The organism is Diplocloster hominis, from assembly GCF_032380655.1.
Taxonomy (GTDB): Bacteria; Bacillota; Clostridia; order Lachnospirales; family Lachnospiraceae; genus Diplocloster; species Diplocloster hominis.
In genome coordinates, this window is record NZ_JAWDIY010000005.1 from 1 (window position 1) to 17281 (window position 17281).

14 protein-coding genes and 1 other RNA gene are annotated in these 17281 nt (G+C 49.6%); 7 read left to right on the top strand and 8 right to left on the bottom strand.

Annotation, left to right across the window (positions count from 1 at the left end):
* Positions 1-311 (bottom strand): hypothetical protein (locus tag ABC831_RS05975; RefSeq protein ID WP_343247329.1); only part of this gene is annotated, 311 nt, incomplete at its 3' end.
* 414 nt (positions 312-725) lie between these two features.
* Between ABC831_RS05975 and ABC831_RS05980 the strand changes: the two genes are divergently transcribed.
* A complete protein-coding gene (locus ABC831_RS05980; protein WP_158347384.1) occupies positions 726-1013 on the top strand; it encodes a DUF2325 domain-containing protein in 288 nt (95 codons plus the stop codon).
* Between the two features lie 53 nt (positions 1014-1066).
* Here the strand turns inward: ABC831_RS05980 and ABC831_RS05985 are convergent, their stop codons facing one another.
* From ABC831_RS05985 to eno, 7 genes are all read right to left on the bottom strand, one after another.
* Positions 1067-2881 carry an ABC-F family ATP-binding cassette domain-containing protein gene (locus tag ABC831_RS05985; RefSeq protein WP_343247330.1) on the bottom strand — a complete coding sequence of 605 codons (1815 nt, stop codon included), beginning with the start codon at positions 2879-2881 and terminating at the stop codon, positions 1067-1069.
* 154 nt (positions 2882-3035) lie between these two features.
* Positions 3036-3385, bottom strand: a transfer-messenger RNA (tmRNA) gene (gene ssrA, locus ABC831_RS05990).
* A 753-nt stretch (positions 3386-4138) separates the two neighbouring features.
* On the bottom strand, positions 4139-4912 hold the full coding sequence (locus ABC831_RS05995) for a DUF434 domain-containing protein (RefSeq protein ID WP_343247331.1): 774 nt from the start codon (positions 4910-4912) through the stop codon (positions 4139-4141).
* Positions 4913-4999: 87 nt separating this feature from the next.
* On the bottom strand, positions 5000-5464 hold the full coding sequence (smpB, locus tag ABC831_RS06000; RefSeq protein ID WP_158347390.1) for an SsrA-binding protein SmpB: 465 nt from the start codon (positions 5462-5464) through the stop codon (positions 5000-5002).
* Positions 5430-7598, bottom strand: a complete 2169-nt coding sequence (gene rnr, locus ABC831_RS06005) for a ribonuclease R (protein WP_343247332.1) — start codon at positions 7596-7598, stop codon at positions 5430-5432. Before rnr ends, smpB begins: the two co-directional genes overlap by 35 nt.
* Before the next feature lie 202 nt (positions 7599-7800).
* Complete coding sequence (gene secG, locus ABC831_RS06010; RefSeq protein ID WP_158347392.1) at positions 7801-8037, bottom strand: preprotein translocase subunit SecG; 237 nt, start codon at positions 8035-8037, stop codon at positions 7801-7803.
* Between the two features lie 95 nt (positions 8038-8132).
* Positions 8133-9446 carry a phosphopyruvate hydratase gene (gene eno / locus ABC831_RS06015; protein WP_343247333.1) on the bottom strand — a complete coding sequence of 438 codons (1314 nt, stop codon included), beginning with the start codon at positions 9444-9446 and terminating at the stop codon, positions 8133-8135.
* Positions 9447-10647: 1201 nt separating this feature from the next.
* Here eno and ABC831_RS06020 point away from each other — a divergent pair.
* The 6 genes from ABC831_RS06020 to ABC831_RS06045 all read left to right on the top strand — a co-directional run bounded on the left by ABC831_RS06020 (position 10648) and on the right by ABC831_RS06045 (position 17180).
* Positions 10648-11322, top strand: coding sequence for an alpha/beta fold hydrolase (locus tag ABC831_RS06020; RefSeq protein ID WP_343247334.1), 675 nt, complete (start codon positions 10648-10650; stop codon positions 11320-11322).
* Between the two features lie 192 nt (positions 11323-11514).
* Positions 11515-12723, top strand: coding sequence for a C40 family peptidase (locus ABC831_RS06025; RefSeq protein WP_343247335.1), 1209 nt, complete (start codon positions 11515-11517; stop codon positions 12721-12723).
* Between the two features lie 29 nt (positions 12724-12752).
* A complete protein-coding gene (locus ABC831_RS06030) occupies positions 12753-13688 on the top strand; it encodes an alpha/beta fold hydrolase (RefSeq protein ID WP_343247336.1) in 936 nt (311 codons plus the stop codon).
* A gap of 209 nt (positions 13689-13897) precedes the next feature.
* Entirely contained in the window at positions 13898-15595 is a 1698-nt protein-coding gene (gene ade, locus ABC831_RS06035; RefSeq protein ID WP_343247337.1) for an adenine deaminase, read from the top strand.
* A gap of 29 nt (positions 15596-15624) precedes the next feature.
* Positions 15625-16632 carry an alpha/beta hydrolase gene (locus ABC831_RS06040; RefSeq protein WP_343247338.1) on the top strand — a complete coding sequence of 336 codons (1008 nt, stop codon included), beginning with the start codon at positions 15625-15627 and terminating at the stop codon, positions 16630-16632.
* Positions 16633-16667: 35 nt separating this feature from the next.
* Entirely contained in the window at positions 16668-17180 is a 513-nt protein-coding gene (locus ABC831_RS06045; RefSeq protein ID WP_343247339.1) for a cysteine hydrolase family protein, read from the top strand.
* Positions 17181-17281: the final 101 nt, after the last annotated feature.

Genomic DNA, 17281 nt, shown 5'->3' on the forward strand with positions numbered 1-17281 from the left:
AATAGGTTCCTTAAAAAAGGAGCCCCTTTTGAAAGTTTTTTTCTCCATGCAGTATCTGAAATAGAGGAAATCTGAAGTCCATGTGCTGCTGCTGCGAGCATACGGAAAGAAATCCCGGATACCGCATAAAGAAAGAATACCTTTAAAATGTCCGGGGTGGAAGTAATGCCTCTTTTTCGATATAACAAACCTGTTTCTTTAGCAATCTCTTCCAAATTTTCCGGAAGGTAAGGAGTAATTTCTTTTGTCCAGGTGTTCGAAACTTCTTGCAATTTTCTTTGTAATTTTATAAAATTAATTCGTAAATTCATCCTAATCCTCATTTTGTATGTATTTGTTTCGCAAAACTATTTTACAACAAAATGAGGAGGCAGGGTGAATTTATTTTTTATTTTATTTTTCCTAGACTTTTTGCTTAAGTTCGCGCCTATGGGGCCTGTCCCCGGATGTTGGCCGGAATAATCCCACATCCGTGGTAGCAGTAGAAAAAGCAGTATAAAAACAGTAGGAAAAAGCAGTATAAAAAAGTATAGACATTTGAAAAATCTTATGATATAGTGTATACATAGTTAGCATATACTAACTTTTTCCATTCCATACTCTTCCAAGACATACTACGCAGTTCAAAGTTCAAATCATCCGGCTGCAAATCCATTTTACTGCAGCCGTACATTTCCAGCATTAGTTAGTCATTACTAACTACAATTTATCAGGAGGTGCTTTTCATGAGTGTTGTTATTATCGGTGGAAATGAACGGATGGCCTGTCAATATAAGGATATTTGTAAGCAATATCACTGTAAGGCCAAAGTATTTACCAAATTAAAATCCGGTCTCCGGGAACAGATCGGCAACCCGGATCTGGTGATTCTATTCACTTCCACAGTCTCTCACAAAATGGTTCGCTGCGCTCTCGCGGAGGCAGATAAATGCAATTCCGCGGTGGAACGCTCCCATACCAGCAGCGCTACCGCTCTCAAGGGGATTCTGAGCAATTACTGTGATCCCTCCTAAAATAAGATCAGCTTTAGTTATAAAGCTGCGTATTCAGCTGGCGCTTCCCCCTCCTATTCATTCTGCGCATCTATCCTCTCAGCCAGGTCATTCAAATACACCCATCTCTCCATTTTTTCTTCCAGCAGTGCTTCAGCCTGCTCCTTTTCTTCCATTACAGAGGATAGTTTCACGGAATTCGTGGCATTTGCCATCATTTCCCGCTCCAGCTCCCCGATCCGTTTCTCTAACCCCTCTATGGTTTCATCGATCGTTTCGTATTCTTTCTGCTCTTTGTAGGAGAACTTGAGTTTACCCGGAGCATTCTGTTTCCATTCTTTTTTCTTCGCTTTCTTCTTATCTTCCTGCCCCTTCGTCCCGTTCTTCTGTGGCTCAATGGCGGCATTCTTCGCCTGTCTGGCCCCGAGATAGTCCGTATAGCCCCCTTCATACTGTGTCAGCTGTCCTTCCCCTTCAAAAGCAAAGATCCGGTCCACCACATTATCCAGGAAATACCGGTCATGTGATACAGTGATCACAATTCCGGAAAAGGAGTCCAGGAAATCTTCCAGTATAGTAAGGGTTGGGATGTCCAGGTCATTTCCCGGTTCGTCCAGACAGAGTATATTACAACCCTGGCAGATGACCTTTAGGAGATAGAGGCGTTTCTTCTCCCCGCCGGACAGCTTTCTGACCGGTGCATACTGCATATCCGGAGTAAATAAAAAGCGCTCCAGCATCTGGGATGCGGAAATCCTGCCTTCCTTCGTTGGAATATACTCCGCCACCTCTTTGATGTAGTCGATGACCCGCTGTTCCGTATCCATATCCGGAACCTCCTGGGCAAAGTAACCGATCCGTATGGTTTCCCCCAACTGCACTTCTCCTGAATCCGGCTCGATCATACCCGCCATGATTTTTAACAGGGTGGATTTGCCGCATCCATTGGGACCGATAATGCCAAGGCGCTGGTTTTTCAATACGATATAGTCAAAGTCATCCACAATGATCCTGCCGTCATAGCTTTTGCTGACATGATGCAGTTCCATCGTCTTTTTTCCCATCCGTGTGCCGACGGAATCCATCTCTACGGTTGGGTCCTGCATAGGGGCAGAGCCGTTTTTCAGATCCTCTAATCGCTGTAGCCTGGCTCTTTGTTTCGTGCTTCTGGCACGGCAGCCTCTCTTTGCCCACTCCAGCTCCATTCTGAGTACGCTCTGCCGCTTTCGCTCCGAAGCCATCTCCATATCCTCTCTGATCGCTTTGAGCTCCAGGAACTTGGAATAATTGGCATCGTAGCTGTAGACTTTTCCATGGTCAATCTCCAGTATCTTATTGGTCACCTGATCCAAAAAGTATCTGTCGTGGGTAACCATAATCACAACCCCTTTATAGCGGTTCAGATACTCTTCCAGCCAGCTTATCATCTCACTGTCCAGATGGTTGGTAGGCTCATCAAGCAGCAATACATCAAAAGAGGATGCCAGGACTTTTGCAAGAGCGACTTTCTTTTTCTGTCCGCCGGACAATGGTTCTATACGTCCGCCATGGTCTGTAATTCCCAGACGGTTTAATATACTTTTCGCTTCGCTGTCTGAATTCCAATCGCTCCTGTTGTTCCCCTGCGTCACATAGGACAGCACTGTGGACCCGGTTGGAAAGGCCGGGTTTTGTACCAGATAAGCCACCCTTAATCCGTTTTGTGTGATGATCTGGCCCTCATCTGGCTTCTCCAAACCTGCCAGCATGTTCAAAAGTGTCGTTTTTCCTGTCCCATTGATTCCTATAATTCCGATCTTCTCTCCCTCATGGATTCCACAGGAAACATCATCAAAGATCGTTTTTTCTCCATATATTTTACTGACGTGCTCTATATTCAATATATTCATCGGTAAACTCCCTTGCTTTCTATTCAATACCAATTATCATAAGGGATTTTCACGGGATCGTCAACCTGACATCCCGCAAAGAGTTCTTTATCTCATAGGAGACTTTCTTATGCAGTAAAAAAAATAAACCCTGACATATTAATCAAGGTTTATCCAGTGGAGCTGAGGGGAATCGAACCCCTGTCCGAAAGCCCATTCACTTAAGCTTCTCCCATTACAGTCATCTCTTTAGATTTCCCTCGTCCAGGCGCCTGATGACTGGCTCAGGGACTCGGTAGCTTCATAAGTTCTTCCATTTCCGCAAAGCTTAGGAAACGAAGTGCCCCGTGAACGTTGATGCCGGGGTCTTAAGCCACGGGAACTTAAGTCCGACAGCTGCAACTAGGCAGCGATTGCTAAATTATTGTCTTCAGCGTTTATATTTAGTTTCCGGATTTTAACGCAGCTCCGGACTGCGAATGGCTTCTTAAGCTTCAAAACCCCCGTCGAAACCAGTACAACCCCTGGTTCAAAGCTGAAGTTCCAAAGAGTATGCTTATTATATAGCACACTCTCTCACTTGTCAACGGATTATTTTTCCACGGATTTTTTTTTATTATCTACGGATTATGTTTCCACTGCCGGACGCCGCCGGATTTCGGAAACGTTGGAAAGATCCGGTACTCTTCCGATATTCCTACATATATTATATTGTATCATTAATGAAAGGATACCAAAAATATGCCTGAACATTCATTTGTACAATATCGTCCGGCATGGCCCGGCTGTATTTTATGCCCTCCCGGCAACAGCCGTCCCCCTGTTGGACCGCCCCCCAGGCCACCTGTTGGGCCGCCTCCCTGGGGACCCCCTCCCAGGCCCCCGGTTGGACCGCCTCCCAGACCTCCCTGGGGACCCCCTCCCAGACCCCCGGTCGGACCGCCTCCCAGACCTCCGGTCGGACCACCTCCCAGACCTCCGGTCGGACCGCCTCCCAGACCTCCGGTCGGACCACCCCACTGGGGACCGCCCCCCAGGCCGCCTGTCGGACCACCCCCAAGGCCTCCGGTCGGACCGCCTCCCTGGGGACCCCCTCCCAGGCCCCCGGTTGGACCGCCTCCGCGGCCTCCTCATGGTCCAGGGCCCGTTAGGCCTCCGTTCGGTTCCATATCAGATATCGTGGATGAACCTTTCCCCTTCAGCATATCCGGCAACTAAACATCTATAAACGGGTTTGTTGAATATATCAAAACGGAGCATTGCCCCGCCGCTGATCACTCAGCTGCGCAGCAATGCTCCTTCTATTTTTCTACATCCATCGCCCGGGGCGGCACCTGACAGGTCGATCAGATGACTCTGCATGCGTCCCTGATCCTCCAGTACATCGGAAGCCAGATTAATCCAGCTTTTGCAGTGATTCAGGATGATCGCGTCGCTGGTGGCCACCAGTTCTTCCTTTTCCAATATAACATCGGCGTTCGGAACCAGTTTCACCTCGGTCGCAAAACTCCGTTCTTCCAGCAGTTCCAGAATCCGCGCCCGCAGCCGGCCTGAGTTTGACACCGGTGCATCCAGATAAAATACGGCCCTGCCCGCATTCCGTTTTTCCAACTGCCTGCCCACAAGCCTGATGGCCTCATCTGTTTTATCGATCAACCGGTAAGTTCCCCGTAAGCCTGCCAGGTCCCTCACCGTTCCATCCATACAACGGATAAGTGTGGAATCTGAAAGTGCGGTTTCCAACGTAATGATCAGATTGAATCCGTCTATACGAACCGTACGGCCATCCAGCATTTCGTCTCTATCCACCAGTTTCTTTGCGCGCCGCTCAACAGATACCGACGGCGACGTGGCCCGCACCAATGCCAGCCTCTGCCGCTCGGACAGCAGGTGGTGGTTTCCCACGAATACGGACGCGGGCTTAATCGGATAGCCTCTCTCTAACAGCCAGAATACCTCCTCCTGTGCTCTTTTCAGCAGGCTGATGCTGGCGTCCTGATAGAATTCTCTCTCGTCTTCCGGTACATACCCACGTCTTGTCTCTTTTTCCATAATCGCCTTACAGTTTCTTCCTTTTACTGATTCTTCCCTTTACTGATTCTTTCCCTTACTTATTCTTCCTCTTACTGGTTGATTTCCTTACAGATTCTTCACCTTGAAATCCCGCTCAGCCTCCCGGCGCTGATCTTTTTTCGCAATGTCCTGCCGCTTGTCATAGAGTTTTTTACCCCGTGCCAGACCGATCTCCACCTTCACCAGGCTGCCTTTAAAGTACACCTGGAGGGGGACCATGGTATAGCCTTTCTCCGTGATCTTTCCCAGTATTTTATTAATCTCATAGCGGTGCAGCAGCAGCTTTCTCGTCCGAAGCGGATCTTTGTTGAAAATATTACCTTTTTCGTAAGGGCTGATATGCATTCCGTAAATGAGTACCTCCCCTTTATCCACGCGGATAAAGGCCTCCTTGATACTGCATTTACCCATTCTCAATGATTTGACTTCCGTTCCCGCCAGGGATATCCCGGCTTCATATTTATCTTCTATAAAATAATCATGGTATGCCTTTTTGTTATTGGCGATCAGCTTCACGCTCTCCTTGCCCATCTTCATTCTCCCCTTCCACAAGCTCAAAGTCGATCGTGCGCAGAATCCGGTCTGCGCCGGTTACTTCTATTTTCACCTTCTGACCCAGCTTGTATCGTTTATTGGTCCGCTCACCGACCAGCTCATAGGTTTCTTCCGTATAATAGTAATAATCGTCTTTCAGGGCTGTAATGTGGACCATCCCTTCTACCGTGTTCGGCAGTTCCACATAAAGTCCCCACGCTGTGACACCGGAGATTACCCCCTCGTATACTTCCCCGATACGCTGTTCCATATATTCCACTTTCTTGAGTTTATCGGTCTCCCGTTCAGCCTCATCTGCCCGACGCTCCGTTTCACAGGAATGTGTGGCGACCTGGTTTAAAATACTTTCATAGTGGTGAATCCTGCTTTCCGTCAATTTCCCTCTTAAGTTCTCCTTGATAATCCGATGGATCTGAAGATCCGGATAACGTCTGATCGGAGATGTAAAATGGCAGTAGCACTGGGCAGCCAAACCGAAATGTCCGGTATTCTCCGTAGTATAACGGGCCTGGCGCATGGAACGAAGCGTCAGCCTGCTGATCAGATTTTTCTCCGGGGAGTCCTCGATTCTCCCCAGAAGCTTCTGCAGCTCCTTAGGGTGAATCCCGTCGGGGGACACTTTGATGTCGTAACCAAAATTATTGATAAACATGCCCAGTTTCTGGATTCTGTCCGGGTCCGGCTTATCATGGGTACGGAATACAAACGGGAGTTCCTGCCAGAAGTAATCCGATGCGATCGTCTCGTTGGCGATCAGCATAAAGTCTTCAATAATCCTGGTAGCCACATTTCGGTCATAGGGCTTTATATCAACCGGATGCCCTTCAGCATCCAGGATAATCTTGGTCTCCAGAAAATCAAAATCGATCGATCCCCTCTGTCTGCGCTTCTCCCTCAGTATCCGGGCCAGGTCTGCCATCCGCTCAAACATGGGCACAAGCTCCTCGTATTCACGGATCTCCTCCTGGTCGTGCTCTTCCAGTATTTTCTTCACACTGGTGTAACTCATCCGCCTGTCCACCCGGATTACAGTCTCAGCGATGGAGTGATCCACCACCTTCCCCTTCGCGTCAATGGTCATGATACAGCTGAGCGCCAGCCGTTCGGTGCCTGCGTTCAAAGAACAGATTCCATTGGATAATTGGTGAGGAAGCATAGGGATAACCCGGTCCACCAGATATACACTGGTCCCACGTTTTAGGGCCTCCCGGTCCAGCGGACTGTGTTCAGTCACATAATGGGTCACGTCAGCTATGTGCACGCCCAGTTTGTAATTGTCACCTTCCTGTGTTAATGTGATCGCATCATCCAGATCTTTGGCATCTTCCCCATCGATGGTCACCGTCTGCCACTCCCGCAGATCCAGCCTTCCTTCCCAGTCTTTTGGGCCGGTCTCCGATGGTATCTCCTCCACCTGCTGCATCACATCCCGCGGGAAGTCAACCGGAAGATCGTAAGCCCGCACGATCGCCATGATATCCGTACCCGGATCATCAATATGTCCGATGATCTCTGTCACTTTTCCCTCGGGGCCCTTGTTCTTCGTCCCGTATTCCGTGATCTCCACCACGACCTTATGCCCGGTCACCGCCCCTTTGGAGCGCTCCAGCGGCACATAGATGTCCTTTGTGAATTTCTGATCATCCGGAGTCACATATCCGCACTTCTTTTCCCGTCGGAACGTTCCTACCTGGCGCAGCGAACCATGCCCCAGTATCTTCACGACCGCGCCTTCCCTGCGCTTCCCGCCCCGTTCCGGTGTCAGGACGATCCGTACCTGGTCTTTATGCACGGCCCCGTTGGCGGCAGATTCCGGAATGAAGATATCCTCCTCCATTCCTTCCACTGTGACAAATCCAAATCCTCTGGGATGCCCGGTGTAGATTCCCGTCAGGAATTTGCCGTCTGAGCGGCTGTACTTGCCCCGCTTGGACAGATCGACTTTGCCTTCCGCCACCAGGGTGTCCAGCACCGCTTTCAGATCATCCCTGTTCTCTCTTGGGATCTGCAGAACAATAGCGATTTCTTTTATTTTCATTGGTACATAATTTTCACTGCAAATAAAATCGTATACGGTCTTTTTTCTTTGTTCGAATAATTCTTTTTCCATACCGTTTCTCCTGTCAGCCTGCCTGCTGTTATCGTTTTATCATTCCGGTTGTATAAAGGACTCACTTTCCTATTGAAAAATAGCAGCCCTCGAAAAAACACCGCTGACTATTTTTCATGCCTTGCACGTAAATGACCAAAATACAGGTATTAAGTGCTCATAGCTATAAAAAAACACTCTTTCGCAAGAGTGTTTTTATCCATTAAAAGTTAATGTTTAAGACTGCTGCCATAACCATGAAACCAATGGCCATAAACTTTGTGGATTTCTCCAGAGCGCCTTCTACAGAACGTCCTTTGTTCTTGCCCCAATAGGTATCAGCGGCACCTGCGATCGTACCTAAACCTGCGGATTTACCCTCCTGTAATAATACAACCACTGTCAAAGCGATGCAGTCAATTACAAATATGATGGTTATAATAATCCTCAAAATGTCCAACCCGTACACCTCCTAATGATAAAACCATAATCTAGTGTAGCATAGACGTGCCGGATTTTCAACCATTATTTTACATCTTCGGAGCGTCCATTATTTTACATCTTCTGGCTGTCCATAAAAGGATTTATATACTCTCCGACCCTGCCCAGCTGCTCTTCGATGCGGAGTAACTGGTTGTATTTTGCGGTCCGGTCGGAACGGCAGGGAGCGCCCGTTTTGATCTGGCCCGCATTGGTAGCCACTGCGATATCCGCTATGATGGAGTCTTCCGTCTCACCGGAACGGTGTGAAATAACCGCTGTATATCCCGCCTTGTGCGCCATCTCCACCGCATTGAACGCTTCGGTCAGGGTACCGATCTGGTTGACCTTGACGAGAATGGAGTTGGCGACTCCCAGTTTGATCCCGCTGGCCAGCCGTTTTGTATTCGTAACGAAAAGATCATCGCCAACCAGCTGAAGCCCGCTGCCGAACTCATCGGTCATCATTTTCCATCCGTCCCAGTCCTCCTCATGAAGGCCGTCCTCGATGGACGCAATGGGGAATTCCTGAAGCAGTTCCTCATAATAACGAATCATTTCTTCGGTATTTCTGACAATCTTCTTGCCCTGCATCTGACTCTCACCCGGGAACACATACTTCTTGATCTCATCATCATACAGCTCGCTGGCCGCTGCGTCAATCGCGATCCTGAAATCCATCTCCGGCTCATATCCCGCTCTGGTCACCGCTTCTACGATCAGGCTTAAGGCTTCCCGCGCACTGGGCAGATTCGGCGCAAATCCACCTTCGTCTCCGATCGCCGTTGAGAGGCCCTGTTTTTTCAGTATGACTTTCAGATGATAATATACTTCCGCACACATCTGCAGCGCATGGCTGAAATTCACAGCGCCAACCGGCATAATCATGAATTCCTGTAAGTCCACCGTGTTATCCGCATGCTTTCCGCCATTTAAAATATTCATCATGGGAACCGGCAGCCGTTTGGCATTCATTCCACCCAGATACTGGTATAACGGCATTCTTAAGGCGTTGGCCGCTGCTCTGGCCACTGCCATGGAAGTACCCAGGATCGCGTTGGCTCCAATATTGGATTTGTTATCAGTTCCATCCTCTTCTAACAGCAGGCTGTCGATATAGGTCTGTTCCAGAGCGTTTTCTCCCACCAGGGCAGATGCTAATTTTACGTCCACATTGTTAACTGCTTTTTGAACGCCCAGCCCCATATATCTTTTTTCGCCGTCCCGAAGTTCTACCGCCTCGAATTTGCCCGTGGAAGCGCCGGATGGTACGGATGCCCTTCCCGTGATCCCGCCGTCTACGGTCACTTCCACTTCCACCGTCGGATTCCCCCGGGAGTCCAGAATTTCTCTTCCATGTACGTCTGTAATCGCGATATATCGATCCATCATTTTCCTCCTTTAATTACATATCTTCATTATATTTCCCATTATTACCAAAACTTGCATAAATACACATACTTTTTTTATGAGATTGAAATGAGCGTTTCTTAAGTTGTAATGAAAACATCTGAGATACAAACGTGAAGATATAGATTCGAATTGATACGGCCGGTTCCCGACTATACATACGGCGTTACTATTCACTGCTAACTTTGGTAAATGGGGATTTTGTGGACTAAGGTCCGGGAAGGGAGGGAGGCGGTCCGGCCTTTGGAACCGGGCGGCGAATCCCGTGGGGCCTAATCACTTCGGCCGGACCTAAGAATGGCTAACTCCGAAGGCGGGAGAACCTCTTATTGGCAGGGCCCGGAACAAACTCGCCACAGGACGGCTCGGACAGTGTTCCAGGCCCTGCGAGGTTCTCCCACCCTCTGCGTAAGCCATTCTAAGGCCCGGCCTCAAGTGATTTGGCCCCACGGGATTCGCCGCCCGGTTCCAAAGGCCGGACCGCCTCCCTCCCTTCCCTGCTTTACAATAGGCATGTTCCGTAAGGCTGACAGATTTCGCAGTATTGTTGGTGATTTATTTTTCCGTTATGAAGCTATCACATCTGCACATACATAGGTGATCCATTCTACTGTTCTTACATTCCTATCCTAACTAACAGTACTGTTAGCTAAAGAATGTGTCAGCACATTACACCGTTTACGAACCTTCCACACGATAAAAGCCTTTTGTAAAGCAGGGCTGAAGGGAAGCGGCGTGTCTTGGGGAGCCGGGCAGCAAATCTCGCGGGACCAAATCACTTGAGGCCGGGCCTTAGAACGGCTTACGCAGAAGTCGGGAGAACCTCGCAGGGCCCGGAACACTGTCCGAGCCGTCCTGTGGCGAGTTTGTTCCGGGCCCTGCCAATAAGAGGTTCTCCCGTCTTCGGAGTTAGCCATTCTTAGGTCCGGCCGAAGTGATTTGGCCCCGCGAGATTTGCTGCCAGGCTCCCCAAGACACGCCGCTTCCCTTCAGTCCGGACCTCAGTATCAAAATCCCCATTTACCAAAGATGGCCGTGAATAGTAAACGGAAGAAATGGACATGGGACGTTTTTTCCTTCCTTTGGAAATATATCCCATCTAAAAAATGAACCGGCGGATATTGACGGTGCATTTTATTTACGGTAAAGTGAAAGGGTCGGAAAATAAGGAGAGATACATATGAAAATCAATGTGAACGGGATAGAACTGGCTTATGAAAAGTCAGGAACCGGCAGTCCGGTCATTTTTCTCCATGGCAACGGGGAGGACCACACGATTTTCCGGGAAACGGTAGAAAAACTGGCCTCCGATTATACAGTGTACGCGTTAGACAGCCGCTGTCACGGTGAGAGCTCCGCGTCCGAGCATCTGAGCTATTCCCTGATGGCAAAGGATGTGGTGTGCTTTATCCGGAAGCTTGGAATAAAAAAACCGGTGATCTGCGGTTTCAGCGATGGAGCCATTACGGGGATTCTCATTGCCATGCGTTATCCGTCATTGCTGGCGGGGTTGGTTTCCTGCGGAGCGAATATAACACCGGATGGTTTAAAGGAAAGGTATCGGATCTGGTTTCGTCTGGTGTATGCAGTCACCGGGGATAAGCTGATCGGGATGATGCTGAGGGAACCGAATATTTCCGGACCGCAGCTTCAGCAGATCCGGATACCGGTGCTGGTAACCGCAGGGGAAAAAGATATCATCCGGCTGCAGCACACGAAGAGAATCGCGGCACATATGAGATATGGAACGCTGAAGATCATGAAAGGGGAAAATCATGGAAGCTATGTGGTTCATTCGGTAAAATTATACCGGTTGATACTTCCATTTCTGAAAAGCCTGAAAGATTGCTCATAGCGATAAAAAATAGTAGCGCTCGAAAAAGCCTCGCTGACTATTTTTCATGCATCGCACGTAAGCGGCTAAAAAGCAGCCGCAAGTGCTCATAGCAAAAAAAATAGTAGCGAAATTTGTCAGGAAAACTGTACAAATTATGGTAAACCAGTTATAATGAAAAAGATAGGAAAATCCACAAGGGAGGAGCGGCCGGTGAAAAAGAATAGAATAATCGGATTGGGATTGGTTATAGTCATGTGTGCGCTGGTGGGAATGCCGGTGAATGCGACGAATTCGTCTCAGGTGAAGCAGCAAAAGCAGCAGACCCAGAGTAAACTGGATGAAACGAATAAAAGTATCAATGATCTGGAAAAAAAGAAAAAAAAGTTACAGTCGGAAATCAATGCGCTGGACTCGCAGCTGGTACAGGTACTGGCAGAGCTGGGCATCCTGGAAAATGATCTGGCGGAAAAAGAAGCACAGATCCAGCAGGCTCAGATCGATTATGAAAACGCGGTAGAAGAACAAAACCGTCAGTATGAGGCGATGAAGCAGCGTATTAAATATATGTACGAGCAGGGAGATACGATGATGCTGGAGGTGCTGCTCCAGGCGGACAGTATTTCCAATATGCTGAACAGAGCGGATTATGTAAATCAGATGTACGATTACGACCGCCAGAAGTTAGAAGAGTACAAAGCGATCACCGAGGAAGTAAAGCGCCTGGGAGAACAGCTGCAGGAGGAAAAAGAAGAGCTGGAACAGATGCAGCAGGATTATCAGAACCAACAGGCCGAACTGCAGGGAATGCTGGATCAGAAGAAGGCTACGGCCGGCAATTATGAGGCGCAGCTCTCAGACGCCAAGGCGAAGGCAAAAGAGTATCAGAGCCTGATTCAACAGCAGAATGATCAGTTAAAGAAGATAGAAGAGGAACGCAAGCGTCAGGAGGCAGCGGCTGCAGCCGCTGCCGCTCAGCAGAACAATAACACAGGCCAGGGAACCGGCTCAGGCGGCTCAAATGGTTCCGGAGGCGGCTCTGGTTCCGGGGGCGGTTCCAAGCCTTCCGCGTCCGGCAGCGGAATGGGAAGCCAGATCGCGAATTTTGCCTTACAATTCGTCGGCCGTCCCTATGTTCTCGGTGGGACAAGCCTGACAAACGGAGCGGACTGTTCTGGGTTTATATGGGCGGTATATAATAACTTCGGTATTTCAGTACCCCGTACCTCAGGAGCGCAGGGATCTGGAGGAAGCGCAGTTTCCTTCGATGATATCCAGGCGGGAGATGTGCTGTATTACGGAGGGCATGTGGGAATCTACATAGGCGGAGGCCAGATCGTTCACGCCAGTACGCCCAGCAGCGGAATCAAGATCAGCAGTGCGACCTATAAGACGATTATCTCTGTCAGGAGATATGTCTGAGAATAAATCCTTGAATGGGAAGTGGCAGTATGCAGTTGGATGAAACAACGATACGATCCGGGCAGGATCAGTTACCTTTGAGTGTATGGCTGGCCAGGCCGGAGGGAAAAGCAAAAGGGATCGTGCAGATCGCCCATGGAATGAGCGAGCACAAAGAGCGCTATGAGGATTTTATCCGGTTCCTGTGCGGGCATGGATTTGTGGTGCTGATCAATGACCATAGGGGACATGGACAGAGTGTAAGAACGAAGGATGATTTGGGGTATTTTTATGAAAACGGCGGGGAAGCGCTGGTGGAGGATCTTCATCAGCTGACCGGCTGGGTCAGGGAGAGGTATCCCAAGCTTCCGTTTTTCCTGTTCGGACACAGCATGGGTTCCCTGGCGGTCAGGGCCTACGCGAAAAAATATGACCGGGAGCTGGACGGACTGATGGTCTGCGGCTGTCCGAGTTATAATCCGGCAGCGAAGATGGGCAGGGCCATGGTGCGTGCGATGGCGAAGTTAAAAGGAGATCGATACCGAAGCCAGAAGATGAACCATATGATGTTCGGTGCGTTCAACACACCTTTTCAGCCGGCGGATTCTGAATTTGCCTGGCTTAGCCTCAATGAGGAAAACGTAACGGCCTATGATGCGGATGAACTCTGCGGATTTATTTTTACATTGAACGGATTTGAAAGCCTTTTAGACATCATGCTTATGGTGTATGATCCGAAGGGCTGGAAGATGGAGCGGCCGGGGCTTCCGGTATGGTTTTTATCAGGGGAACAGGACCCCTGCCTGACCAGTAAGGAGCGGTTCCTGGAAGCGGTCGGACTGATGAAGAAGGTTGGCTATCAGGATGTCACTTATAAGCTGTATGATGGCCTGCGCCATGAGATACTGAATGAGAAATGCAAAGAGACCATCTATCAGGATATACTTGAAAAGTTGGAGGAATGGGCTGAAAACATCCGGCGGTAGAGACATATCATATAGTAGAAAATCAGAATTATATTCCGGAAGGGCGGCGGCAAGCCGTCCTTTCGTGCATTTTGAATACCGGTAAAGAAGATCGGGGAGCAATGCCGGCAGTCCGGGATATACGGATTGATCCGTAAAATGTCAGTAAAATACTGGATAAGATTACAAAAATGAATTACAATGTGCTTATAAAGAAAGGGGGCTTACCTGTGAAAAATTATGAAACTCTGTTGGAAGCAGCTATGGGGAGTAAAAAAAGTGCACTGGTACTGAAAAACGGAAAGATCATCAATGTATTTACCGGTGAAATCCTGTCCGGGGATATAGCGGTCGAGGATGGATATATCGCAGGTATCGGATCGTACGAGGGGGAAAAAGAGATAGATCTGGAGGGAAGATATGTGGCGCCCGGATTTATCGATGCGCATCTGCATCTGGAATCCACTATGGTGACGCCGCCGGAACTGATCGGGAACGCGGTGGCATGGGGGACGACAACCTATGTGGTAGATCCCCATGAAGCGGCCAATGTAAAAGGGAAGGACGGGATTGACTATATACTGAATACGACAGCCCATGTGCCGGCTAATGTGTATGTAATGATGCCCTCCTGCGTACCGGCTACGGCATTTGAGGACAACGGATGTATTTTCCGGGCGGAAGATATGAAGGAGTATCTGGATAATCCCAGGATTCTGGGGCTGGGTGAGGTGATGGACTATGTTTCGGTGGTGAACGGCGCTTCGGATATGGTGGAAAAGCTGAATCTGTTCCGCGGTAAAACCATAGACGGCCATGCGCCGGGGCTTTCCGAAAAGGATCTGAATACCTATGCGCTGGCGGGAATCCAGACGGATCATGAATGCGTGGATTACGAATACGCCATGCGGGAGCGCCGGCTTGGAATGCATGTGCATATCCGGGAAGGCAGTGCGGCCAGGAATCTGGAAGCCCTGGTAAAAGGGATCGTGGAGAATAAGGTTTCCACCGAAGGATTTTCATTCTGTACAGATGACAAACACATCGAGGATATCCGAAGGGAAGGCCACATCAGCTTTTGCATCAAAAAAGCGGTGTCCCTGGGTATTCCGCCTGTTCAGGCGATCCGGATGGCCACCATTCAGGCAGCCAGATGTTATAAACTGGATCATCTGGGCGCGGTGGCTCCCGGCTATCAGGCCGATCTCGTAATTCTTCAGGATCTGGATGAACTGGCAATTACGGATGTATACTATAAAGGGGTGCCGGTCAGAGAATTTAACATGGATAAACAGGTATTGGACGAAAGCCATCCGCTTAAGAATACCGTTCATATCAAAGAGCTCCGGCCGGAAGATCTCAGATACCGGCCTGGTGAGTGCCCTCATACCGCGGTTCAGCTGCTGCCGGGACAGATCGTGACGAAGAAATTCTGCGGTGCCCTGCCCTGCGAGGATGGCTGCTTCAAGCAAAACGCGGAGTATAATAAACTGGCCGTGCTGGAACGCCACCATGCCACCGGGAAAATCGGAATAGGCGCAGTGATAGGATTCGGAATCCGCGACGGTGCCATCGCCTCCTCCGTCTCCCATGATTCCCATAATATATCTGTCATCGGGGATAACGATGAGGATATGCTGCTGGCCGTCCGGGAATTGGAGCGGGTGCAGGGCGGGTATACCATTGTATCCCGGGGAAAAGTGGTGGATACACTTCCGCTGCCGATTATGGGATTAATGAGCGACGCCGGTTTTGAACAGGTAAATAACCTGTTACAGCGGATGACAAAGACTGCGCATGAAATGGGGGTACCCCAGGGAGTCGAACCGTTTGTCACGCTGTCCTTTATCGCGCTGCCGGTTATCCCTGAGATTCGTGTAACTCCCAGAGGGTTATTCGATGTAACTACGTTTTCCTTTGTTAAATAAGAGTAAGAAAGAAAAGAGGAAGAAACAGCATGAACATACGGGAAATCAAACTGACCACCAATCCGGGGGCAACCCTGACCGCTTATCTGCCGGAGGTTCACTCGGAATTGTCGAATATCGAGCGGCGGCCCGGAATCCTGGTTATTCCGGGGGGAGCTTATATGTTCCTGTCGGCCCGTGAGGCGGAACCGGTGGCGCTGGCCTATGCAGCCCAGGGCTATCACGCGTTCGTCCTTTGCTATTCGGTGGGAAAGGAACATCACTGGCCTCAGCCTTTGGAGGACGCGCAGGAGGCGATGCAGGTTATTGTATCTCATGCGGAAGAATGGAAAGTGGATGAGAAACGAATCGCAGCGGTTGGGTTTTCTGCGGGAGGCCATCTGGCCGCGGCGCTGGGGACGATGGGGACGATCCGGCCCTCTGCCCTGATCCTTTGTTATCCCTGCACATTGGACAGTCTGGGGAAGATACTGGTATTTCCGGTACCGGGGCTGCTGGACAAAGTGGATGAAAAAACACCGCCTGTCTTTTTGTTTTCCACTTATGAGGACGACGTTGTGCCGATCAGTAATTCCGTCCGATTTCTGGATGCGCTGAACCGCAACCGGATTCCCTTCGAATGTCATATTTTCCAGAAGGGATGTCATGGGCTGTCATTGGCGAAGCCGCTGACATCCGCCGGCTTCAAACAGAACGTGGAGGAAGATGCCGCCAAATGGTTTGAGTTAAGTATCTGCTGGCTTCATAATCTGTGGGGAGACTTCCCTTCGGAGCATTCCAAGGCCAGAAGGCGGGCGGGCGATAGAAAAGAATACAGTGTGAATGTAACCGTGGAGAGCATGATCGGCAATCCGCAGGTAAAAGAGTTATTGTTTCAGGTGGCTCCTGCGCTGGCCGATCCGGATATGCTGGACCAGGCGGCGCCGATGACGATCACGCAGATTAACCGGGAGATCGCAGAGGAGTACCGGATGACCCAGCAACAGATGGAGCAGTTAAACGCCGCGCTAAAAGCGATCCCCTATACGGAGATGTAACTATATGTGCTGAAAAACGCACAAATGGAGGTAACATGAACAGATTATTGGTTGTAGTAGATATGCAAAAGGACTTTATCGACGGGGCATTGGGGACACCAAAGGCCCAGGCCATCGTTCCCGGTGTGCTGGAGAAAATCCGGCAATACCACAAGGCAGGCGATGATATAGTATTTACCATGGACACCCATACACAGGACTACCTGGATACACAGGAGGGAAGAAAACTTCCGGTTCCCCACTGTATCAAAGGAACAGAGGGATTCGAGCTGGCCGATGAACTGGCGCCCTATGCATCCGTTGTATTTGAAAAGCCCGCGTTCGGCAGTTTAACCCTGGCGGAATATGCAGCGGGTGGGGAATATGAGCAGATCGAGCTGATTGGCCTGTGTACGGACATATGTGTTATCTCCAACGCGCTGCTTTTAAAGGCGTATCTGCCGGAGAGCCGGATTTTGGTAGATTCCGGGTGCTGCGCCGGAGTAACCCCCGAATCTCATGAGAATGCCCTGGAAGCGATGAGGATGTGCCAGATCGAGATTCTATAAGGAAGGATAAGACAAAGACTAAACAAAGCAAAGAAAAAACAAAGACAAAATACGGCCCCGGAATCAAACAGGACAGTGATCGAATGTGTCCGGTTCCGGGG